General features: G+C 39.6%; 16 protein-coding genes. 10 read left to right on the top strand and 6 right to left on the bottom strand.

All coding sequences use genetic code 11. The features are described from left to right. The first annotated feature begins 25 nt into the window (after positions 1-25). Positions 26-2,053: an XrtA/PEP-CTERM system histidine kinase PrsK gene (gene prsK, locus ACRRSQ_RS06460; protein ID WP_440874893.1), complete on the top strand. Its 2,028-nt coding sequence runs from the start codon at positions 26-28 to the stop codon at positions 2,051-2,053. A gap of 75 nt (positions 2,054-2,128) precedes the next feature. Next, complete coding sequence (gene prsR / locus ACRRSQ_RS06455) at positions 2,129-3,478, top strand: PEP-CTERM-box response regulator transcription factor (protein WP_440874892.1); 1,350 nt, start codon at positions 2,129-2,131, stop codon at positions 3,476-3,478. Between the two features lie 163 nt (positions 3,479-3,641). On the opposite strand, the gene ACRRSQ_RS06450 is transcribed toward prsR, so the two are convergent. The 5 genes from ACRRSQ_RS06450 to ACRRSQ_RS06430 form a co-directional block, all read right to left on the bottom strand. Further along, positions 3,642-4,673: an XrtA/PEP-CTERM system-associated ATPase gene (locus ACRRSQ_RS06450; protein ID WP_440874891.1), complete on the bottom strand. Its 1,032-nt coding sequence runs from the start codon at positions 4,671-4,673 to the stop codon at positions 3,642-3,644. A 5-nt stretch (positions 4,674-4,678) separates the two neighbouring features. Beyond that, positions 4,679-6,277, bottom strand: coding sequence for a TIGR03016 family PEP-CTERM system-associated outer membrane protein (locus ACRRSQ_RS06445; protein ID WP_440874890.1), 1,599 nt, complete (start codon positions 6,275-6,277; stop codon positions 4,679-4,681). Then, the gene (locus ACRRSQ_RS06440; protein WP_440874889.1) at positions 6,240-7,112 is read right to left on the bottom strand and encodes an XrtA-associated tyrosine autokinase; all 873 of its coding nucleotides are present in this window, start codon (positions 7,110-7,112) and stop codon (positions 6,240-6,242) included. Before ACRRSQ_RS06440 ends, ACRRSQ_RS06445 begins: the two co-directional genes overlap by 38 nt. A gap of 3 nt (positions 7,113-7,115) precedes the next feature. Further along, a complete protein-coding gene (locus tag ACRRSQ_RS06435; RefSeq protein ID WP_440874888.1) occupies positions 7,116-8,711 on the bottom strand; it encodes an XrtA system polysaccharide chain length determinant in 1,596 nt (531 codons plus the stop codon). A gap of 94 nt (positions 8,712-8,805) precedes the next feature. Then, on the bottom strand, positions 8,806-9,444 hold the full coding sequence (locus ACRRSQ_RS06430) for an XrtA/PEP-CTERM system exopolysaccharide export protein (RefSeq protein WP_440874887.1): 639 nt from the start codon (positions 9,442-9,444) through the stop codon (positions 8,806-8,808). 357 nt (positions 9,445-9,801) lie between these two features. On the opposite strand from ACRRSQ_RS06430, the gene ACRRSQ_RS06425 reads away from it, so the two are divergent. Genes ACRRSQ_RS06425 through ACRRSQ_RS06400 form a run of 6 tightly spaced genes read left to right on the top strand, consistent with a single transcriptional unit; the run spans position 9,802 to position 16,725 of the window. Next, positions 9,802-11,208, top strand: a complete 1,407-nt coding sequence (locus ACRRSQ_RS06425; RefSeq protein ID WP_440874886.1) for a TIGR03013 family XrtA/PEP-CTERM system glycosyltransferase — start codon at positions 9,802-9,804, stop codon at positions 11,206-11,208. 13 nt (positions 11,209-11,221) lie between these two features. Then, positions 11,222-12,277, top strand: a complete 1,056-nt coding sequence (locus ACRRSQ_RS06420) for a glycosyltransferase (protein ID WP_440874885.1) — start codon at positions 11,222-11,224, stop codon at positions 12,275-12,277. Further along, a complete protein-coding gene (locus ACRRSQ_RS06415; protein ID WP_440874884.1) occupies positions 12,278-13,411 on the top strand; it encodes a glycosyltransferase in 1,134 nt (377 codons plus the stop codon). A gap of 17 nt (positions 13,412-13,428) precedes the next feature. Then, positions 13,429-14,541: a glycosyltransferase family 2 protein gene (locus tag ACRRSQ_RS06410; protein WP_440874883.1), complete on the top strand. Its 1,113-nt coding sequence runs from the start codon at positions 13,429-13,431 to the stop codon at positions 14,539-14,541. Positions 14,542-14,557: 16 nt separating this feature from the next. Further along, a complete protein-coding gene (locus ACRRSQ_RS06405) occupies positions 14,558-15,736 on the top strand; it encodes a hypothetical protein (RefSeq protein ID WP_440874882.1) in 1,179 nt (392 codons plus the stop codon). A gap of 50 nt (positions 15,737-15,786) precedes the next feature. Continuing rightward, the gene (locus tag ACRRSQ_RS06400; protein WP_440874881.1) at positions 15,787-16,725 is read left to right on the top strand and encodes a polysaccharide deacetylase family protein; all 939 of its coding nucleotides are present in this window, start codon (positions 15,787-15,789) and stop codon (positions 16,723-16,725) included. Positions 16,726-16,805: 80 nt separating this feature from the next. Here the strand turns inward: ACRRSQ_RS06400 and ACRRSQ_RS06395 are convergent, their stop codons facing one another. Further along, positions 16,806-17,819 (bottom strand): glycosyltransferase family 2 protein, encoded by a 1,014-nt coding sequence (locus ACRRSQ_RS06395; protein WP_440874880.1) that lies wholly within the window; start codon positions 17,817-17,819, stop codon positions 16,806-16,808. Positions 17,820-18,051: 232 nt separating this feature from the next. Between ACRRSQ_RS06395 and ACRRSQ_RS06390 the strand changes: the two genes are divergently transcribed. Together ACRRSQ_RS06390 and ACRRSQ_RS06385 are read left to right on the top strand one after the other, a co-directional pair. Continuing rightward, on the top strand, positions 18,052-19,131 hold the full coding sequence (locus tag ACRRSQ_RS06390) for a hypothetical protein (RefSeq protein WP_440874879.1): 1,080 nt from the start codon (positions 18,052-18,054) through the stop codon (positions 19,129-19,131). A gap of 277 nt (positions 19,132-19,408) precedes the next feature. Then, positions 19,409-23,905, top strand: a complete 4,497-nt coding sequence (locus tag ACRRSQ_RS06385; RefSeq protein WP_440874878.1) for an amino acid adenylation domain-containing protein — start codon at positions 19,409-19,411, stop codon at positions 23,903-23,905. Positions 23,906-24,092 lie beyond the last annotated feature (187 nt).

Genomic DNA, 24,092 nt, shown 5'->3' with positions numbered 1-24,092 from the left:
TAAAGGGAATACGAGGAATTTCATCATGTGGTTGGCAGGCACTTTAGGGTATTTAGGGGCAACACTTGCCTATGTTATTTTTACCTTAATGTTATTTGCGGCGCGCAATAAAGCCCCAGTTGCTCGTTGGCTACTTTTATGTGCGTTAGTCACGCTGTTTGCTAATGGTGTGGCTGCTGCGCAATTAAAATTTGGTTTTAATATTCAATGGGCGATGGCTGCAGATGCGGTAAAAATTGCCGTTTGGGCGGTATTAATTCTCAGTTTTAATAGTGAATATCATTCAATAAAAACCCTACTGAAAAATAGTTATATTCAAAAATATTTACTGACATGGTTAGGCTTAGTGAGCGGCTGTTGGTTGCTGTGTTATTTACTCGACTTTGCTTATGAATACTTATTTTTACTGTTTGTATTGCTTAATTTGTGGAGCCTAGTGCTGCTTGAACAGCTGTTTCGAAGTGCAAACGCCCAAATTCGATGGGCAATATGGCCGTTAGTGATCGCGATTGCCGGCGTTAGTATTTTTGATTTTGTCTTGTACGCGCAAGCCGTGATGGTGCAAGCGATTGATTTTGATTTTTGGTACAGCCGCGGCCTAATTTCAATTTTTGTTATGCCGCTATTATTGGTAAGCACTAGGCGAGTGAAAGAAGGCTCGGTGCGCATATTTGTTTCCAGACAAGTGGTTTTTTACAGCTCGATGTTGATGATCGCCGGTATTTATTTATTGGTGATGGCGCTCACAGGCTATTTATTAAATTATTTAGGCGGTGAGTGGGGCGACTTACTCAGTATTGGCTTTTTATTATTAAGCGGTATTGTGCTGGCGGTTTTACTTATTACTGAATCGTTAAGGCGCAGACTTAAAGTCTTTATCGCGAAAAATTTCTTTGCCAATAAGTACGAATATCGCGATGAATGGTTACAGCTAATCGGCGCCATTGAAACCACTAGTGCAGAGAATTATTATCAAATGGCGACACAAATTATGATGTCGAAAGTTGATGCAACTTCTGGCGCAATCGTTAAGCGAGTTGCTTTCGAGCAATTTAAGGTTAAATACAGCCAAGACATGGACATTGATGAGTCACTCAGCGATGATTTTTTGTTGTTGAGCCAGTTTTGTCAGAAACAAGGTTGGATTATCGATATTGATGAATATGCTAATGATCCACACTCTTATCCGAGTTTATTTATTCAACCTAGTGCGTGGCAAAAGAAGGGGATTACTTATATCGTGCCAATTTTTATTGGTAAGGCATTTTTTGGTTTTTTCCTGTTGTCAGAAAATCGCGAAGAGCGCGGTTTAAATTGGGAAGACCGTGATTTAATCTTTGCGGTATCTAAACAGTTAGGCAACTTTGTTTCGTTACATGAAGCGAATGAAAAGCTGGCGGAATCCAAACAGTTTGATGCTTTTAATCGCATGTCGGCATTTTTGGTACATGATTTAAAAAATGTTCAGGCCCAACTTTCGTTGATCACCAACAATGCCACTAAGCATCGCGATAACCCAGAATTTATTGATGATGTGTTTGAAACCGTTGAATCGGCAACTGAACGTTTAGGCAAAGTATTAACTCAACTTAGAAACAAGCAAGCGGCGCAGTCATCTCGTAAAACCATAGAGTTAACTGCGGTTATCGAAAAAGTGATTGAGCAGCGAAACATCAGTCAGCCAACGGTGAGTTTTGACGCTAATGAAAGCTGTGAAATTGATTTAGATGACGAAACATTTTTCTCTGTGATGAATCATTTAATTCAAAATGCCCAAGAAGCAACAAAAGATGATGGTTGGGTAAAAGTTAGCTTATCAGCGACGGGTAAATATGTTCAAATAGAGATAGCAGATAATGGTACTGGCATGTCGTCTGCTTTCATTAAAAATCGCTTGTTTAAGCCCTTCGATACCACCAAAGGTAATGCAGGTATGGGCATTGGTGTTTATGAAGCGAAACAGTTTATTGAAAGCATTGCTGGTGAAATAAATGTTGAAAGTGCGGAAGGTGAAGGCACCACCATGAAAATTCGTATACCACGTGTGCAGTAAGTAACATGTGATAAATTACTCAATAATAAAAATATTTCTCAAAGCAAGCGAAAGTATAATAGGAACAAAAATTAGATGGACAAATTACTCATTATCGACGATGACAAGGGTATTCAGAAACAGCTCAAGTGGAGCTTGTCTGATTACGACGTAGTACTTGCCTCTGATCGAGAAAGTGCAATTGCTGCGGTAAGACGCCACGAACCTAAAGTGGTGACCTTAGATTTAGGTTTACCGCCAGATGAAGCGAATGCCACAGAAGGTTTGGCTGCCTTACAAGAAATTTTAACCATTGCCCCACACACCAAAGTAATAGTGATCACCGGTAATGAAGACAGAACTAATGCGCTAAAAGCGATTGCCGCAGGTGCTTACGATTTTTATCAAAAGCCAATAGATTCAGATGTTATAAATGTCATTATATCTCGGGCGTTTACCTTAGCGACGATTGAACAAGAGAACCGTGACATGCGTGCCGTTGCTGGCAGCGATATTGGCATTATTGGCAACAGTGAGTCGATTGAACGCTTGCGCACTATGGTTAAGCGCATTGCGCCAACAGGTATCACTGCCTTGTTATTGGGTGAAAGTGGTACAGGTAAAGAAGTAACCGCTAATGCGGTGCATTTAGCGAGTGATCGTAAGAAAAAGCCATTTATCGCCATTAACTGTGCATCAATTCCTGAAACCCTATTAGAAAGTGAGCTGTTTGGTTTTGAAAAAGGTGCATTTACTGGTGCTCATAAAACGACCAAAGGCAAAATTGAATGCGCTGAAGGCGGCACCTTATTTCTTGATGAAATTGGTGATATGCCGTTTAATCTGCAAGCTAAATTACTGCGCTTTTTACAAGAAAAATGCATTGAGCGTTTAGGTGGCCGTCAGGAAATTTCGGTTGATGTACGTGTAGTTTGTGCAACCAATCAAAACCTCGAAGAAATGGTCAAGGAAAAAACCTTCCGCGAAGATCTGTTCTATCGCGTGAGCGAAATTACCTTAAATATTCCGCCGCTAAGAGATAGAGACGAAGATGTCGTTATTCTTGCGCAGTACTTTTTACAGCAATACGCGCTCGAATATAAACGCAACGTAAAAGGTTTTTCAGACGATGGCATTAGTGCTATTCGCGCCCATAAATGGCCGGGTAATATTCGTGAATTACAAAATAAAGTTAAAAGCTCGGTGATCATGAGTACTGGCGCTCAAGTTACTGCAATGGACTTAGGCTTTTTTGACTTTGAAGGCACAGATTATGAACTTAATTTGAACCTTCGCACGGTACGAGAACAGGCAGAATCTTTAGCGATTCAAAAGGCATATGCTTTGTCAGAAGGCAATATGTCTAAAACCTCTGAGCTGTTAGGTGTTACTAGACCGACGTTATATTCATTAATTGAAAAATATAACCTTACCATCAATGAATAGTCGAATAGTTGAATAGTCGAATTTGATATGAGCTCGTTGAGCTGAGCTTAACTAGCCGAGTTTAGGTTAATTAGCACAAGAAAAAAGCCAATTGAACTAAAGTTTCAATTGGCTTTTTTTGTTTAATCGTACTTTACAGTATGTAGATTAAGGCAATGAATGCCTACTCAACATTTTGCTTGGCGTAATTACTGCTTTTTTGTTTTAGCAATTTATCGACGTAACGTGCCATTTTTATTTTCTGTTTAATCGAACCTTCAAGAATATCTTCAACTTCACGCAAGACATTTTTGACGTTTTCAACATGCTCAGGTGCATTCACTTGTACTTGCTTGGCTTGTGAGGGCTCGTTGCTCGCTAAATCTTGGGTATTGATAGAACCGGTAAGCTCTACTTGCATTTCTTCTGCGACATCTTTAATGGCATCAATGCTAATTTTGTCTAGCTCTTCCAGAAAACCAAATAATAATAAGCGGTCGACAAAAATGTTAATTTTACGTGGTACGCCTAACGTTTTTTCATGGATAAGCTCAAAAGCTTCTTCAGCAAAAAGGTCTTCTTTATTGCAACCTGCTTGTTGTAAGCGGTGATTGATGTAGTCTTTAACTTCTTCACTTGATAAAGGTTTTAAATGAGCGGATGCAATAATACGTTGCCTAAATTGCTCCATATTAGGCGCTTGAATTATGCCTTTTAACTCTTCTTGCCCTAACAAAAAGCTTTGTACTAACGGTTTATTATCTAGTTGGAAATTCGACAGCATACGCAATTCTTCAACCGTTTCTGCCGGTAAGTTTTGCGCTTCATCAACAATAATCAGCGCACGCTTACCTTGCTGACTTAAACCAATAAGAAACTTTTCTATTTCTTGAATTAAATCGGCTTTACTGTCGGAAGTAATTGTTAATTTAAACTCAGAGGCAACAAGCTCAAGTAATTCTTGAGGATTTAATTTGGTCGTTACCAGTTGAATCGCGACTATATTAGAGTCGCCTATATTATTAAGTAGGTTACGGGCAATGGTGGTTTTACCGGTACCAATAGGACCTGTAATAACAATAAAACCTTCACCTTGGTCAAGGCCATACTGTAAGTAAGATAATGCTCGCTGATGGTGATTTGACGCAAAGAAAAAACGCGGATCAGGGCTTAGCTGAAAAGGGCGTTCTTTAAAACCATAATAATTTTCATACATCTTAATTAAAAACCTTTGGTTAGCTGTAAGTACACGCGAGATTCATCGTAGTTAAAGCGAATATTGGTTGACTCTCGTGTCAGATGACTTAATCCAAAAACAGCAGATAAACGGCTGTTAAATTTACGATCATACTCAATGAGGTAACGGCGATATTCATCGTCTTGTCGACCACCTTCACCTCGTCGATTCAGCTCATTCTCAGTATAAATTGTTGAAAAGTTAACGGTAGAGTAGCCGCTAACTTCACGATTAATGTTAAATCGCGCACTTAGATATTTATCGTTTCGACCGTTTTCGAGATCTTCTCTGTCATTACCTGAAACAGTCAACGAAAATTTGGTTCGTGGCAAAGTTAGAGAGGTTGTCCATGACAAGCGTTTGTTAAGCGTTAAGGCATTATCTTCCACTAACTGGTTGTTGTTTAAAGTGAGTAGTTCATAATCATCGATATTCGCTGGCGGGTTGTTTGATAAATTACATTCACTGATATTGTCAAAACCAGCGGTTGGACACCACAACTGACCTAATTCAACTATTTCAATGTTATACCGGGTGAAAGCTTCAACTTGTTCGGTATAGGTGATTTTGTTGGTTAATCGTCTATTTCTATGTTTGAAATCTAATCCGTAGCTATCCCCAAAGAAACGTTGCGAGAAACTTGCCGTTAAGCTAGTTCTTTCTGTTGGTTGCCACTGAATTTTACTATCGACGTATTCTTCAAAGACTTCGCCATTGCTGTCAACTTGTTCATCAATGGGTTTATTGTAACTGACATCGACTTGTAAACGCGGGTTCACTAACCAGCGAACACCTAATCCGTAAGAGTTTGACTCAAGTGCTTGGCTGCCGAAGTTGCCTTCAAAATTCTCATCGTAATAACGAACAAAAGGGGTGAATTTATAACCGGTAATTAAACCTAGCTTTATTTCACCTTGATACATTTCTCGCTCTTCGCCTCGGTTTTTAAACTCATTGTGCTCGGCAGATAGTTCCCAAAAAACATAATCGGCATTGGAACCATTTGCGCTGCGCAGTGAACTGATGATGCCGTCACTTTCGCCAATATTGTCTTCAGCAAGGGTTTTAGCAAAAAGTACTGAACCGCTTAATGAAAATTCGCTATTGCTGGTTTCGTAATTTAAGCCTGTGGTATAACGCTGAATTTCGACAATATCGCCTGAAACAATATCGGCCAATGCGTTGCTTCCCGCACTACGAGATTCTTGTGCAATATTGGCGCGACCAATTAATGATAAGCCATCAGGGCCAAGGTGAATATAACCGTTTGAGTCTAAGGTATGGTAATCGTTGTTGATATCGCTGTCGTGGCTATACATGGCATAGACACTGTGAAGGTCAATATTGAGGCCGGCTTTACTGGCGACATATTCTTCTTGTAGCTTAACCCCAACTTGGCTAACCAAGCTAGAGGTTTCATTTGATCTCGACAGCTCAACGTTGTCTGAAAAAGTCTCATCTAAGGTTAATTGCGGCGTAAAGTTCCAGCTGCTAGCCATAGAATAGGCTGGCAGCATCGCTAAAATAACCGCAAGTGTTACTTTATTAGTCTTTTGCGTTGTAGCCATAACCATAGTAGCCATACATATCCTTATGAGATCTGATTGCTTTATTTACGACAAGACCAACAGCGAGGTCTTCGCTTAAGTTAGCGGTTGCCTTTTTAATGTCGGCTATTTGGGTTTTAGACTCTTCAACAACTACAATCGCTTGACCCATTAAACTTGATAAAACGATAGTTTCAGTAACACCAACAAGTGGTGGGCAGTCAAAAATAACGACACGGTCAGGGTATCTATTAGCGAGTTCTTGTGCGAGTGATAACATACGGTCACTGGCTAATAGTTCGTTTGATAAATGGTGAGGTACGCCAGCAGGAATAATATTAAGCTTATCAATACTGGTATGATACATTACTTCACCGATATCATTTTTATCACCTAATAAATATTCAATTAAGCCTGGTGCTTGCTCTAAACCTAATTCTCTGTTGACGCTTGGTCTTAATACATCAGCATCAATAAGCAATACAGTTTTGTCTTTTTCAAGCGCAATACTCAAAGCAAGGTTGATCGAAACAAAGGTTTTCCCCTCGTTAGGTTTCGAACTACTGACCATAATTAAGTTGCTGTTATTCAGCATTTTAGCACCACTACCAAAAGCATTATTAAGCAGCTTGCGCTTAATTTGGCGAAATTCATCTTTAATGCTTTTACGTGTACCGGTATCAATTAAAAAGCCACGTTGCTCAAGGCTGTTGGTATTAATCTCAAATGGCGTTGGGGCTTGTACATGTGAGCTGGCGTTATTATCTGTCGCTTCAACAGGCTCTGCTTGTGGCGTTGGTTCTACGGCAGCCGTTTTAGTTTGTTCTTGTTTCGCTTTTTGTTTTTCAAGCGCTTTTTCAATAGTACTCATGAGTTATAACATCCCTCTCAATGGCGCCAGTATTTTTTCAGGTGATAAGGCGAATGCAATAAAGCATAACAATAAAAGCAGTAACAAGACGTTAGATAAAATGAACCAACGTGTTTTGCGTTTGTGCCATTGCTGTAATCCTAAGTTTTCTGTTGCAGCGATCACGCCAAATACAGGAATACCTGTTGCTTGGCTGACTTGGCTACTCGAAGTAACTACTGGGTTTATTTGACTGGTTAATAACGAAATACCAACACCAACTGCAATACCAAAGACTGTAGCAACGATCAAAAACAAAATACGTTTAGGGCCTGTTGGTTCTGTTGGCGCTCTAGGTGGATCGATAACTTTAAATTGAATTTTGTTTGTTGTTTCTTCTGCTTGCTGTGCAAGCTGCGCCGTTTCTTTACGCACTAATAATTCTTCGTATTTTTCTTTGGTAATATCATAACCACGATTAAGTGCAACTAGCTCAGCTTCGATTTCAGGTAATACATGAATCTTACTTTCTAAGTCTTTAACCTGCTGGCGATAGTTCTCAGCACGCACTTGGAACGATGCAACTTGGTTTTCTAATTGGTTGACTTGAATTTGAATACCTTGCATCACCGGGTTTTGACTCATGGTTTGCATGCCGCCGTCATCGCCTGTAGAAGATGAAAGGTAGCTTTCTATTTCTTTTTTGCGTTGGTCATTTAAATGGGCAAGGCGTTTTTGCACTTCAATGACATCTGGGTGTCTGTCAGTGTATTTAAGTAGCAATGAATCTAAGTTTGTTTCAAGTTCAGTGATACGACTATCAAACGTTGTTTGGATAGAGTTACCATCTTTAACTCGACTTTCTGCATCAGCTGATGACGGCTTAGTACTATTGTTTAATTGTGCGCGAGCAGAATCAAGCTGAGTTTGTGTTTCTAATAAGCCTAACTCAACCGCTTTTAACTGATCTTTGGTGCTGGTGAGCTTTTGGTAGTAGCCGCCATATTGGTCCGGTAATACGTCACTGTATTTTTGTTTAAAGTCGGTAAGTCTTGCTTCTGCTGAAAGCAGTCTGCTTTCGTAATCTTTAATTTGGCCATCTAAGAATTTTTGCGCTGAATCACTGTCTGAGCGATTTTCACCTAAGGTATTTTCAATGAAAACCGTTAACGCTGATTGTACAACGTTACGTGCCATTTCAGGGTCTTGATGCTCGTAAGTAATAGTAAAAATGTTTTCGTTGCGAGCGCCGGTTTTTCTGATGTCTATGTCTTCACGTAAACCATCAACTAAATCTTCATACTGCTTAGGCGTATTAACTTGCACATCAAGGTCGGTCATACGAGTAATACGTTCAATATTCGGACGACTAAGTAATGTTTTAACCATCAGCTGTATTTGATAGTCAGGATTACTTTCAACCGTTAAGCCTTTTAACAAAGGTCCTAATATTGATTGGGTATCTGCGTATACTCGTGCTTCTGATTGATAAACATCATCTAGTTGAGCAATATAAATCCATGCTAATGGACAAATTAACCACGTAGATATCATGATGAATCTACGTTTGATCCAAATACCTTTTAGATAATCTAAAATTTGTTCAATTACTTCTTGCATTGACAACCTCTAATGCAGGTTTGAAAAAAAACCTGACTGCTTAATTCTGTAAGTTTTTTATTATGAAACGCTATAAATTGCGCTTTAGTCTTGATTAGAACCAAGTTTCTGGAATAACGATAATATCGCCTGGCAATACATCAACATTCGCAGATATCTGACCGTTTTTAATAAGATCTTCAATCAGTATTTGATACTGTTTTTGCGCGCCATTTTCTACTCGTACTAATACCGCATCGTTGCCATCAGCAAATTCAGTTAACCCACCAACAGCAATCATGACATCAAGTAACGTCATATTTTGCGTGTAGTTAATTGCTTTAGGCTGAGCAGCTTCACCGATAACACGAATTTGCTCGCTGTAAGGACCAACAAAGTTGTTAACGGTAACCGTTACAACTGGATCTCTTAAATAAGTTGCCAATATTTCTTCGATAGAGCGGGCTAATTCGGTTGGTGTTTTACCTGAAGCAACAATATCTTCAACCAGTGATGTGGTGATCATGCCGTCTGGTCTAACAGTAAATGAACCTGATACTTCAGGGTTACGCCAAACAAATATGTTAATTACATCGCCAGCACCTATTAGGTACTTATACGATGCGATATCGACAGTGTTTGATGAGTGGATTGTCGCAGAAGGCAAACTACTAGAGCTGCTACAACTAGAAACAAACTGAGCGCAAATGAAAATGAGCAATAACTTTATTGAACGAGTAAAGTATTTTTCCATGGTTATAACCTTTGTTTTATTGGCTAGATTTAGTTCAGAGCAATAATGCTTCTGCAATAAGTTAACAGATTGTATTTTATTTTTACAATTGTTGCACATCTTTTAGTGATTGAGAATTATTGATGTAAAATTTCATCGGATTATCATATTATTACTTGGTTTTATGATGCTTTTTTATAGTATGCTGGGTGCAGCAGGGTTAATGTTACGAAATTAAAATAACTACGGGCGTGCTTTTTTTGCGTAATATAACAACAAAAACGCATGCTTTGTAACACTGAGCTTTACATTTGTTTGTCGATCAATTCTAATGGTGCAGTTTCGTTTCAGGCTGCTTTTAAAGGACCTTTAAAGTTTATGTCTAGCCCAAAATTTCGAGATCTTTCATCGGGGAGTAAATCCTTGGTATTGATCGAATTTGTACTTTTTGCAGGTTCGCTACTGTTCACTGTCTACTTTAATTCGTTGGTGCATTTTGTTGAGCAAAAAGCGATCGATACCAATGTACTCTTTATTTATGCCATGGTATTTGCGCTCATGGTACAGTTGTCTTCATTATCGTTAGGCTTATATAACTCTAAATTACGAGAAAGCTTTCGTGGTGTTGTTCGCCGCTTAATGGTATCTGTGGCAATTGGCTTTTTTATTGTTACCTTAGTAAACCCTTTCTACGGTGAAAATATATTAGCGATTGAGATACTGGCGCTGTCATCATTGATCACCCTTATTTGTGCGAGTGCATTTCGTTATTTCACTCTGCAAGTCGATTTTTTTGGTTTTAATAAGCGACGCGTATTGGTATTAGGCGCAGGTGAACGTGCCTCTATTATCGAAAAGCGGATGCGCCGTGACGTAGACCGCCAAGGCTTTTACATGCATGGTTTTATTAATATGCTTGGTGATAGTGAAACTGGCGGCATTCAAAATGAAACTCGCATTGATTTAGATGGCTCATTAGTGAGTTATGCGCTTGAACACGATATTGACGAAATTGTTGTCGCTAATGATGAGCGCCGTAACAATTTGCCAGTTGATGAATTATTTGCTTGTAAAATTCGTGGTGTTGAAGTTACTGAAATCTTAGATTTTATTGAGCGAGAAACCGGACAAATTGCGGTTAACTTAATTTACCCAAGCTGGGTAATTTACTCAAATGGCTTTGCCTCTTCAAACTACCTACGTAATACCCTAGATTGGATTTTTAATGCGACAATGGCGTTTGTGCTCTTTTTAATTACTTGGCCGGTGATGTTGATCACGGCAATTTTAATTAAGCTTGATGAAGGTTTTAGTGCGCCGGTTTTCTATTTCCAAGAACGTGTTGGTTTAGACGGCCAAGCATTTAATATTATTAAATTTCGTAGTATGCGCATTGATGCTGAAAAAGATGGTGCAAAAATGGCGTCAGTAAATGACGACCGTACCACAAAAATTGGTAAGTTTATTCGTAAATATCGCGTTGATGAATTGCCTCAAATCTATAATGTAATGCGCGGTGATATGGGCTTTGTCGGTCCTCGTCCTGAGCGCCCTGAATTTGTTCAGGGACTGATTAAAAACCTGCCTTATTATAACGAACGTCACAATGTAAAACCGGGCTTAACCGGTTGGGCGCAGCTTAAGTATCCTTATGGCGCGAGTGAAAACGATTCTTTAGAAAAGCTAAAATACGATCTTTATTATATTAAGCATCGTAGCTTTTTATTGGATTTGTTGATTTTGGTGCGTACTGTCGAAATCGTTTTATTTGGCAAAGGCCGATAGTTTATATACAAACATGACAAATATTATCCATGTTGTTAGCAGCTTAAATGTTGGCGGAGCTGAAAAGTTCGTTAAAAATTTATCTATTGAACAAGATAAACAACAAGATAACGTGAAGGTGGTTAGTTTCGGCCGCGTTGATGATCCGTTTCAAGCGGTTTTAACTAATCACCCCATTACCATTGTTAATTTAATTGGCGGCATGGTGTCGCGTTTAAAACAGTTTTTATCCTTGATAAAAAACGTCGACATCATTCATATTCATTCCCCTTCAGTTATCCGCGCCTTTTTACCGATTTTCCCTTTTCTATTGAACAAAAAAGTCATTTATACCATTCATGGTGAAGTTGACCCGCCACAAGGGCAGCTTAGGCTTGCGCACCAATTTGCGCGGTTATATCTCAATAAAATAGTGGCAGTTTCTTTACCGGCAAAACTCAGTGTTAAGCAGCGATATGGATGGCAAAGCACGAAAGTTGATGTCATTAAAAATGGCGTTAGTACCGATAATCCACACACAGAAACTACACAAGATGGCATATTACGTTTAGGTGTGGTTAGCCGCTTAATACCACTCAAAAATATTGCTTTGTTATTAAGCGTCTTAAAATCAATGCCAGCTGAAATACAGGCAAAAATTAAGCTGCAAATATTTGGTGACGGTCCTGAAAAAGCGCCGTTAACTCAGCAGGTCACTGATGATAAATTGGAAAATTTAGTGACTTTTCATGGTAATGTGATTGACGAAAACCAAATTTACCCTAAGTTTGATGTCTTGGTGATGTGCTCAAATACCGAAGGCTTGCCAATGTCTATTTTGGAAGCTATGGGTTTTGGCTTACCGGTAATTTCAACCGATGTTGGCGCGATATCACAAGTGGTCGATGACAAAAGCAGTGGCTGGCTATATCAAGTAAAAGATGGCGAGGCGTTAAACACGATATTAACGGCCTTGATACAAAACCCTGAAAAAATCAGCACCGCAGGTAAACAAGCAAAGCAATTTATTGACGACAATTATGCAATAGCGTCGGTTTATCAAGATTACCAAAAGGTTTACAGCAGCTAAATGACAAAAAATATTTCTAGAAAAATACTGCTCTTTACCAGCGTATATCCATTGCCATGGCAGCGAAATAAAGCGACCTTTAATTTTCAGCAATACAGTAAATTGGCCGATAAGCACGAGGTTGACTATTTGGTGCCTGTGCCTTGGTTAGAATACTTTCAGCATTTTTTCACATTAATAGGGCAGCATCCTTATAAGCATGTCTGCTATTTTCCATTCTTTTATATTCCCGGTGTCTTTAGAAGTTTAAATAATTTCTTATTGGTGCTGTCGATTATTATTTCGATAGTGCCTTTTATCAAATTGTGCCGAGCAAAAACGGTATTAGCCAGTTGGGCATTTCCCGACGCATTAGCTTGTGCATGGCTAAAGCCGGTGTGCCGTTACAAATTATTTATTCAGTGTTTAGGCAGCGACGTTAATGTGCACAGTGAAAACAGCTTTCGTCGTAAACTGTTAGCAAAAAGTTTTGCCATCGCTAATGGCGTTATCACTGTTAGCCAAGCGCTTAACGATAAAGTTAAATCTATTTGTGAAAGTGCTAATGTACGAACGATTTATAATGGTGTGAACTTTGATAAATTTGTGCCAAGTGATGATAAGTTTGCGCAAACCTCGCTAATTTTTATTGGCAATATCATTAAAACCAAAGGTGTTTATGAGCTTATTGGTGCGGTTAAAAAACTAAAAGAGCAAGGTACAGACTTTCACTTGCATATGGTGGGCAACGGACCTGAAATTGACGGGATCAAAAAGTTAATTGGAGATTTAGACTTAAGCTCAACCGTTACCGTACATGGTACAATTGACCATGGTAAAGTGGTTAATTTATTACAGAAATGCCATGCTTTAGTTTTACCCAGTTATCGTGAAGGTGTGCCAAATGTGATTATGGAATCACTTGCCTGTGGCGTTCCTGTGGTTGCAACAGCTGTTGGTGGTATTCCTGAAGTTGTTAATCAGCAAAATGGTCAGCTAATTCCTCATTATGATGAAGATAATATTGCCCAAGGCATTGCGACTTTGTTAGCAACCAAGCACAGCGCTGCAGATATTCGAGCATCAATTTCAAGCTATACATGGCAAGCAAATATCGATCAGCTCAGTAATTATTTATTTAAAGAAGCTCCTTAGTAGAGTATAACGTGGCAATGGACTTTATTTTTTATTTTTCAATCGCTTTTTTAGCCTACACCTATTTTATCTACCCTCTCTTTATTGGTGGCCTTGCCAAGTATTTTGGTAGAAAAATGGTGAAAACCCTGCCTGACGAGTTGCCTAGTATTTCAGTGGTTATTTGCATTTATAATGCGGAAAAATTGATAGAGCAACGCCTTAATAATATTTTGGCGCAAGATTACCCAAAAGATAAAATCGAAATTATTATTGTCGCTGATGGCTGCAAAGATGGCAGTGTTGAACTTATCAACTCATTAAATTTAGCCAATGTGAAACTTGTTAGTTATGAAAATAATAAAGGTAAGTCGTATGCGTTAGCTAAAGGCATTGCGCAAGCCAGTCACGAGTTACTGTTGTTTGCGGATGTTAGGCAACGTTTTGAGCCTGATGTGATTAAGCAATTACTGCCTTATTTTGCTGACGAGAGTGTCGCAGCCGTTACCGGCAATTTACTGATAGAAGAAAGTAAAGGTGACCCTGGTCTTTACTGGCGTTATGAAAAAGCGATCAGAAAGTGCGAACATCATTATAAATCGCTACTTGGCGTAACCGGTGCGATATACATGGCCCGCAAAAGTTTAATGCCGGCATTTCCTGCTGATGTGGTGTTGGATGATATGTACGGACCTTTGTCTATGGTTAAACAAGGTTATCGTATTGCTTACAGCGAGCAAGCTATTGCCTATGATAATGGCTCGCATACCTTGCGCGAAGAGTTTGACCGAAAAGTACGAACATTAGCAGGGAACTATCAACTATTTAAATTGCTACCTTGGCTGTTGGTGCCGATTAAAAATCCGGTGTTTTTTGAGCTTATTTCTCATAAAGTGTGTCGGTTATTAGTGCCTTATTTTTTAATTTTATTATTCATTAGCAGTGCGTTTGTTGGGCATTGGTTTGCAGGGTTATCGTTTATAGGGCAATGTGCTTTTTATGGTTATGCGCTTTTTCATTATTTGCACAGCTATAAAAAACATCATAAAAGTAATTTTGTTTTAAGTTTTGTCATGCTTAATTTAGCGGCGCTTAAAGCGGGTGTGGTTTATTGGTTGTCGCCAACCAGCCGGCTTTGGAAAAGTCATTAATCAGGAATAGATTGTTATGTGGTTACTCTTAGGTTTTATTATTTTGCTCGCCTGTGCGTTTGTCTATTTGGCAAATCAGCGCAATATGTTGCAATGGTTGCCCGCTTATATCAAACAATATGGCAGCCGTGGCAGTAGTAATAACAATGAAACCACGCACATTATGTTTTGTTTTGTTGACCACTACGAGCCGCAATGGAAAAACCCTGACAATATTGAACTGGAAAGACAACGTGTTGATCGCTGGTTTGAGCAATACCCTAAAATGGCGTCGCAGTTTAAAGATGCCGATGGACACTCGCCAAAGCATTCATTCTTTTATCCTGAAGAAGAATATCGTTTTGAGCATTTAGCCAAGCTTTCGGATATGTGTTATCGCGGTTTTGGTGAAATTGAAATACATTTACATCACGATAACGATACCAGTGAAAATCTAACCAAAACGCTAACTTCTTTTGCGAAGTTATTACATGAAGATCATAAAGCCTTGCCAGTTGACCCCGAAACAGGGCAAATTCAATATGCCTTTATTCATGGCAATTGGGCGTTAGATAACTCTCGTTGTGACGGCCGTTGGTGCGGTGTAAATGACGAAATCACCATTTTAAGAGACACAGGTTGTTATGCCGATTTAACCTTTCCTTCAGCGCCAAGTGATACTCAGCCGGCAACAATCAACTCAATTTATTACGCCAAAGACGACCCAAATAAACCTAAGTCTCATGATAAAGGCCAAGCGGTAAGAGCCGGTGGCAAAGCATGGGGTGATTTGTTATTAATTAATGGCGCGCTAATGCTTAACTGGAAAAAGCGTAAGTTTGGCATTATGCCAAAAATTGAGAATTCAGACATTCGTACCAGTAATCCGCCAACTAAAGAACGCGTAGACTTGTGGGTAAATGCCAATATTCACGTGCAAGGGCAAGAAAACTGGCGTTTTATTAAAATTCATACTCATGGTGCCCAAGATGGCGATATGGACATCTTGCTCGGTGAATCTGTTGAAAATATGCATCGTTATTTAGACGAAAAATACAACGATGGTGAAAAGTACAAGTTGCACTATGTTTCGGCGCGCGAGGCTTATAATATTGTCAAAGCCGCTGAAGCCGGAGAAAAAGGCGACCCTAATCAATATCGAGACTATATTTTGCCTAAACCCGCCTTTGCCTCATTGGTTGATACAGGAAACTAGTGATGGTGAATAAGGGAAAAATCAAAGCTTTTTTGATGAAGTATTCAGGTATGAATAAATTTCGTTGGCAACGCAGACCAAATGGCTTGTATTGCTTTAACTATCACCGTATTGGTGATGATCAAAAAACAGAATTCGACCCGAATGTCTTTAGCTGTACACAATCAAGCTTTGAAAAGCACCTTGAGTTTTACCAAGAAAATTTTATCGTTTTGACATTACCGCAAGCGCTCGACTTAATTCACCAAGGTCAGCCGCTCAACGAAAAATACGCGTTGCTTACCTTCGATGATGGTTATATTGATAACTATACGGTCGCAATGCCAAGTTTACTGAAACACGATTTATCCGCAGTCTTTCATTTACCGTCAGACTACATTAGCAGTAACGTGATCCCTTGGTGGGATGAAATTGCTTGGATGGTAAAACATACCAAGCAAATTAAGCTGCAGTTTGGTCAGTTTAAGGCGATTAACCTAGTTAAGTTTTCGATAAACAAGACCATTCGTTTAGTGATGAACCGTGTTAAAGAAGATACACGTTCAATGGATGAAAAGCTGGATGAATTAAGGCTAAAGCTTAAATGCGAACTGAATACAGAAAACGCTGGTGGTAACTTATTTTTAAGTTGGCAGCAAGTTAGCGATATGGTGGAAAAGGGCATGTATATTGGCTCGCATACTCGCTCGCATCGCATTTTGTCGCATTTGCCATTGGCTGAGCAAATCAAAGAAATGTCACTTTCTAAAGATATTATCGAAAGCCACTTATCGGACGTAGTTTCAGCCATTGCCTATCCGGTAGGCGATAAAGAAAGTTACTGTGATAAAACCTGCGCCGAAGCTGAAAAGTTAGGTTATCAAATCGGTTTTTCATTTGAGCATGGCATAAATACCCTTAGTGACCAACAAGATAACTTTAAGTTAAAGCGTATAGGCATCGATGGCGATGCCACCATTGATGACTTGAAAAAACGTATTTGTTCTTAACTAAGTTTCTTTGCTAGCCCTTAACTAGTCTTTAGCCAGCCCTTAATTTACCCATAGCGAATTCTGAGCTAGCTCAGCACTTACTTTGTTTTATTACCTCGAATTAAACGAATAAGGTCGCGTCGTATCGCTTTTATCAATAGTGGGCCAATCGCCAATTGTTGATAAAGTTTTGGGTAGTCTTTTTTGACCAAGCTTAATCCGGCAATCCCATAAAAATTTTCGATTTGTTCACCAACAAGTTTAGCAATAACGCGACACAAGGTTGCCTCTTGATAAATAGCTAATGATTGATTGGCAGCGATAATTGATTGATAAATTCCTAATACCTGAGCAAAGCCTTGCGCGTGTCTTTCTTTACCTAAATAAGCAAGAAAAGATGACTTATCGAATGTAACCTTAAGTGCCGCTAAATTCTTTTGACAAATGCGGTAGTGCGCATCTAGTACGGTTTCAGGAAATGTGTTGGTGACTTGGTTTTCATGAACACGATAATTAAGCATTACCTCGGTAACATTTGAAAAACGACCTAACGGCGCCAATTCGCTCCAGAGGGCAAAATCTTCACAATGTTTGTAGTTTTCATCATAACTGACCTTGTGCTCGGTAAAGGCTGAACGTTTGAACATTGCCGCAGGATGAGCAAATGGTGGCCAAAAAAGCAAAAGTGCTTTAAGTTCATCGTTATCGTCTGAGCGCAATGCTAGGTTAGTTTCAGCGCCAAAATTTTGCGTCGAACTACTACATAAAACCAGATCTGGATCGGCATCAAATAACGCAACCTGTTTGGCAAATCTTTCTGGAAAGGCAATATCGTCGGCATCCATGCGAGCAATTAGTTCACCTTTGGCCAGTGATATGGCCTTATTTAAGGTATAAATTAAACCGTGGTTTGTTTGGTCAATTATTTGAACCTGTTCATTATTACCATAATGTTCTTGCATTACTTGTAGGCTATTGTCGGAAGAGCCGTCGTTCATTAACAGTAATTCAAAATCTTGAAAGCTTTGCTTTAATATCGAGTCTACCGCTTCTTTGATGTGTTGCTCGGCGTTATACACAGGAAGTACAACAGAAATTTTGGGTGCAGTCATAGTCGCCATCTTGAATAAATTGACTTATCTCTTTCTTTAATCAATAGAAAAAAACTAAAAAGTAGCGCTACTTTACCTTAGTTGCCGCTTGCGCGGTATTTTTTTTGCTCGTTTTGTAATTGCGATTAATGTAATTGTTCTATTTACAATTCGTTCGTGTAGAATTAATGACACAATAATAAGGCAGCGAGTCCATCTTTGAGGGCTTGGTTGAAAGGACGTTAACAAGTTGATGAAATCGCCACATTGCGAGATTTATGTCGAGTCGAATAGTAACCACTTACAACAAATATTTTGTGGTTTAGAAAAGCTCGCTGCTAATAATAGCATCACACTTAAACAGCATATTGATACACAATCGACGCATTTTAAAGCAAATTGTAAGTTACCGTTTGGTATTCACGGTGGTGGTTTACGATTGGTAATAAATGGCCATTGTCGCGTTTATTATGATGTTGACGATGCACACAAAGTCGACCAAGACGCATTAGCTTGGTGTGATTTTTATTTCAAACGCAGCTTCGCTAGCGATATTCACACAAGTATTTCAGCAAAAATATTACCGCTCGATCTCAATTACATGGTTAAACCTAACCAATGTTCTTGGTTGGCGTTAAAACGTTGTGTTGCCTTATCAAGTGGTAAAGAGCGTATTAAAAATATTCTTCGAGAGTTAGACGTAAAGAGCCGGTTTTCATACCTGCCAAGAGAGCAAGAATTACAACAAAGTGTTGATAGCAGCCAACCCTTTAAAGTGCTTTTTATGTGTCGATTGTGGGAGCCAACCAAAGATGACTTTCTCGCACTGTCACAAGCACAAGTCGATGATAGGATCGCAATTAACGAAATGCGAGTTGCTTGTATTCGCGCATTAAAAAGCGAATTTGGCGATAACTTTTCCGGTGGTTTAACGGCAACACCATATGCTAAAGAGCATTATCCCGACATTGTCATCACTGACACTGGCGTTACGCAAAAGCAGCACTATATTGATTACGTTAAGCAATTTTCAGTATGTATCGCAACTACTGGTTTATCGCTCTCAATTGGTTGGAAATTTGGTGAATATATTGCCCTTTCTCGTGCAGTGGTCAGTGAAAAGTTGCACGCTCAAACATTTGGGGCACTTGAAGCTGATGTTAATTACCTAGAGTTTGATTCTGTCGAGCAATGCATCGCACAAGTAAAAAAACTGCAAGATGACACCGTTCGTACTGCAATGCAGCAAAGTAATGAGCAATATTACCAAGCATTTTTGGCGCCAGAGAAACTGGTGTTACATTCAATAAATACCGCATTAACCTCGCGCTAACTAATCCTCACTAGTCCTCACTAATTCATGCTTAATAACTAAAGAATGGGTATTCAATATACCCATTCTTACTTCTACTATCTCTATGAAATTGTCGATTTAATCGCTATTTGTATGCCTAATATCCGTTTTGATTTTTATTCTACGTAGTTAACGATTGTTCCTGTTAAGTTTTTCAAGTATCTTAATTTGTAACTGATTTGTACAAGTCGTTATGAAGGTAAAATGTAGATTACCTAGACGCTAAATTAACAAAATATTCACTACAAGGGCTTTCATGGAAAATAGAAATTCTAAAGGTATTGTACTGCTAGGTCATCCGCGCTCTGGTACCACATTGACTAGGCGATTGTTAAACGGCCATTCAAGAATCGCTAGCCCACCTGAAACTCATTTGCTTAGTGCTTGCGGACGGTTTTTAGAGTCAGAGAAAACCCATGCTGGGCTAGATATTGGCGCGCTTTCAGGGCTTAATTTTGCGGGTATTAATGATGAAGCGGTACTCACCAAACTTCGCGAGTTTGCTTTTTCGTTTTTAGATGATTTTGCCGCTAGAGAGGGGAAACAACGTTGGGCGGAAAAAACCGCATTTGACGCTTTTCATATTCACAATATTGAACACTTTATTGGTGAACATGCCTTATTTGTTGGCATTGTTAGACATCCACTTGATGTGGCAATGAGTTGCATTAAATTTTGTGACTCTATGGGTTTTTACCCCAAGGATATGCATAAATACATAGTGCAATATCCACACCCTATCGAGGCATTTGCCCATTCTTGGTTGGAGGTCACCAAAGATCTCATTTCACTCAATGAAAGGCACCCCAAGCACTGCAAGATTTACCGTTATGAAGATATTGTCGCCAGTACTGAGTCTACGTTAACTGAGCTGCTAAATTTTGTTGGTGAAGAGTTTGAACCCAAAATGCTTGAGCAAGGTTTGTCGTCAGAGCAGAGCGTCGGCTTTGGCGATCATAAAAGTTACCAAGCAAAACAAGTGCACAACGACAGTGTCGGTAAATGGAATAGCATTCCTCAATATCAAATACAAAAACTCGCGCCTGTGCTTAACCCGATGCTTGAACGTTTAGGTTACCCCGTTATTGAAGTACAGCAGGCAATAACCGTTGCGCAGGCGAGAGAACAATACTCGTCAAGTATGAAAATTGTCGCGCAACTTGGCAATAAGTCAGCTCAACCAGTAGCAGAACAAACCGTCGGCGCTAGCCAGCTTGAAGGCAAGCAAGTTGACGAGCCTAAACAGGCTTTGGCGCCGCGTATGTCAATCTATGGTTATGCTACCACTAAACGGAGCACGACATTTTCTGTACAAGAATATGCATTAGAGCCAAACATTGCCAAACAGCTATTTGCACAGGAACACAGTCCAACAGATTGTGTTAATAGTGTTTTATTGTCGTTACTTAAACGCATTGGTGAAGATAATCATCTTGAAATTGGCACCTGCACTATTGAGCAAACTAATCGAATAATCACACCAATTACCATGCCTGCAACTGATGCAACATTTACTGATCTGTTGCAGCTTTGCCATCGTGCTCGCGGTGACAATAGTCAGCAATGTCGCGGTATAACCAATACCGGTTTTGATGTTGTATCGGAAACATTTACAGAGAACGCGGTTTTTAACCAAGCACTGAGCGAGCTTTCTACTGAGCAAGTGGCACAAGAGAGAGATAAACCTAGTGCAGCGTTAGTGCTGTTGGTATTGGTTGATAAAGACACAAACACTATTAAGCTCGCTTTTCATTTTAATGATGCGGTTTGGTTAACCGAGCAGCATAAAAATCGCACCGTAGCGCACTTTAAAATTATTCTTAATGCTCTGCTTAAAGATAATAGCCAATCTATTGAGAGATACTCATTACTGACTACAGATGAGCAAAGTTTATTAATTAATGCACAAACATTTGACCAGTTTCCAAAGTCTGTTATTGAGCAGTTTATTCATCAGGTACGTGATCGTTCAAGCCAAACAGCGTTAGTTTGTGGTGAGCAAGTGCTTACCTATCAGGAATTAGGCCGACGAGTTTTACTGCTATCTTCATTGCTAAAATCACATGGCGTTGAACAAGGGCAGTTGGTTGCCGTTTGCTTAGATCGTTCATCAAATTTAGTGGTTGCGTTATTGGCGGTTATGCACGCTGGCGCAACCTATGTGCCGCTAGATCCTGACCATCCTCAGTCGAGGATCTCGCAAATTCTTGAAGATGCACAGCCGTCATTTATTCTGTCTGAACAACACTTATTAAGTAAACTTGGAGATGAATCTGTTAGTAAAACACATACGCTAACGGATGCCTTATGGGAAAGTCACACTGATGATGAGCTTGAATTTGAGCAGTTGGCCGAACTGGCGTATATCATCTTTACCTCAGGCTCAACCGGCCGACCAAAAGGGGTTGAAGTATATCAACATGGCTTAAGTACGTTTCTTGCTGCTATGGCTGAACGACCAGGCATGAATAAAGAAGATCGTTTGTTATCTGTAACCACAGTGTCATTCGATATTGCAGCACTTGAAATTTTTCTACCGTTGACTTTAGGGGCAACCTTATATCTTGCTAAACGCGAAGATACGATGAACGGGGTCGTGTTACAGCAATTAATGGCTGATCATCAAATAACTTTCTTTCAAGCGACACCGGCAACTTACCATATTTTATTGGCTAACGACTGGCCGGGCAGCGCTGACATTAAGTTGCTCTGTGGCGGTGAAGCTATGCCGCCTGAGTTAGCTGAGCAATTATTGAGTCGATGCCACTCATTGTGGAATATGTACGGGCCAACAGAAACCACTATTTGGTCGACAGTGAAACAGGTTGAGCAAGCGCAGGCGCTTATGCCAATTGGTACGCCAATTCGCGGTACACGCACCTATGTACTAAACGATAAGTTTGCTCAAGTGCCTTTAGGTGTCGCTGGCGAGCTTTTTATTGCAGGGGAAGGTGTCGCAAAAGGCTATCACCATAGAGACGAGCAAACCAAAGAACGCTTTTTGACGGATGCCTATGCAAATAACGACTTGGCTAAAATGTACCGCACTGGCGATTTAGTTAAAATGCTTGATGATGGTGATTTAGTGTATTTAGGTCGACTAGATAACCAAGTTAAAATTAGAGGTTATCGTATCGAGCTAGGTGATATTGAAGCGGCGATTAAAGCACGAGACGATATTAAACAATGTGTGGTTGGTGTTTATGATCTTAACCCTAGATCAAAAAGCTTAGTCGCCTATCTTATCGCTGAAGATGGCAACAAAATCGATATTGTCGGCTTGAAGGAATATTTAAAGCCGCTGCTGCCGGAATATATGATCCCAAGTTTTGTGGTGCATTTGGATAAATTTCCACTTACGCCAAATAACAAGGTTGATCGCAAAGCGCTACCAGATCCTCGTCAGCACGCTAACCAAGTTAGTGTTGAAGTATCGGCGAATGCCTCTGCAACTGCGGGTAGTCAGCCTGTCAATCAAGTTGCTGGTAATGAAGACGCTAGCCAAGTGATTATACGCGGTTGGCAGCGAATTTTAGGCATACATGATATCCGCCAAGAAGACAGCTTTGTTGGTTTAGGTGGTGATTCATTGTCATTTGTGCAAATCACAATTGAATTAGAGAAGGTTATTGGTCAATTACCTGATGGTTGGGAAAACAAGTCAATACAGGAACTCTCAGGCATAAAAGAAGGTGTTAATGCTGAGCTTAAAGCTAATACCAGTTCCAACGATATTGCCAGCTCTAAGGAACTTGCAAGATCAAATCAAGAAAGCGGCAGTGAACAACAAAGTAAATTAGCGTCAATTGCTGCGCACATCGATACTACGATTTTTGTTCGAGCGTTTGCGATGCTCTCGGTGGTCTTTATTCATACTTTTCCAAATTGGGGAATAAAGGGTAATACCTCGGTGCTATTTATGGTTGCCGGTTTGTTGTTTGCTAAATTCCAATTACAGCAAGTTTTTTCAACCGGCAAGGTGAAACCCGTGCTGATGTCGGCGTGGCGAATTGTCTTACCTTCAACGCTGATAATGGGCGCGTGGTTATGGGTTAACGATATTGCTATGCTCGATACCTTGCTGCTCTATACCAACCTCACCGGTACTCATATCACTAACTTCGGATATTACTGGTATATTCAAGTATTAGTGCAGTTATTGCTTATTTTAGTGATACTGTTCTCAATTGAACCTGTACTGAATTTTGCCAAATCTGAGCCCTTTAAATTTGGCTTAGTTATGCTAGCGGTAAGTTTAGTGGCATTTTTAGTGTTACTGGGTCTACTACCGAGTGACTTTAATGTGCATCGACTACCTGCACTACCTATGTGGTATTTTGCTATTGGATGGTGTATTTATTTTGCAGATACCAGCTTCAAACGTGTGGTGATTGGCCATATTTTAGCCTTTTTTGCGGTGGTGTATTTCTTTTTACTCTACCGAGCAGAACTGAGTTTAGCGCAGCCGCTATTGATCATGGTTTTTGGTTTGTTACTTATCACTCAAGCCAAAATTGTCGTATTAAAACCGATTAATACTTTATGTTACATGTTAGCGTCGTCGTCACTTTTTGTATATTTGGTGCATATGCCAATTATTCAAAACCTACCTAAATTCATTTCGATACATGGCACGGTTGATAAGTTTATTGCTGTTGGCGCATCTTTAGTTGTCGGCTATTTATGCTGGCGAGCATGGGAATTTTTGCTGCAATGCTTTAGCAAGAAAAATAAATTTACCGAAAAAGAGTGATGCCTTGAATATTCAAGCAAGCTAAATAAGTAAAATCGCTAAGTTAAAAGAAATAGTGTTATTAGTTTTATTAACTTAGTGATAGGGTAGGTACCGCAAAGAAAATGATACTAAATTGTTATTAGAGCGCGCTGACCTTTGGTGTATGTTTTTGCAGCGAATTGTTTACCATTCATACCACAAAGAT

The organism is Thalassotalea sp. PLHSN55 (assembly GCF_052030545.1).
Classification (GTDB): Bacteria; Pseudomonadota; Gammaproteobacteria; order Enterobacterales; family Alteromonadaceae; genus CANMXU01.
The sequence above is the reverse complement of the archived record's forward strand: the minus strand, read 5'-3'. Positions and strand labels throughout refer to the sequence as shown.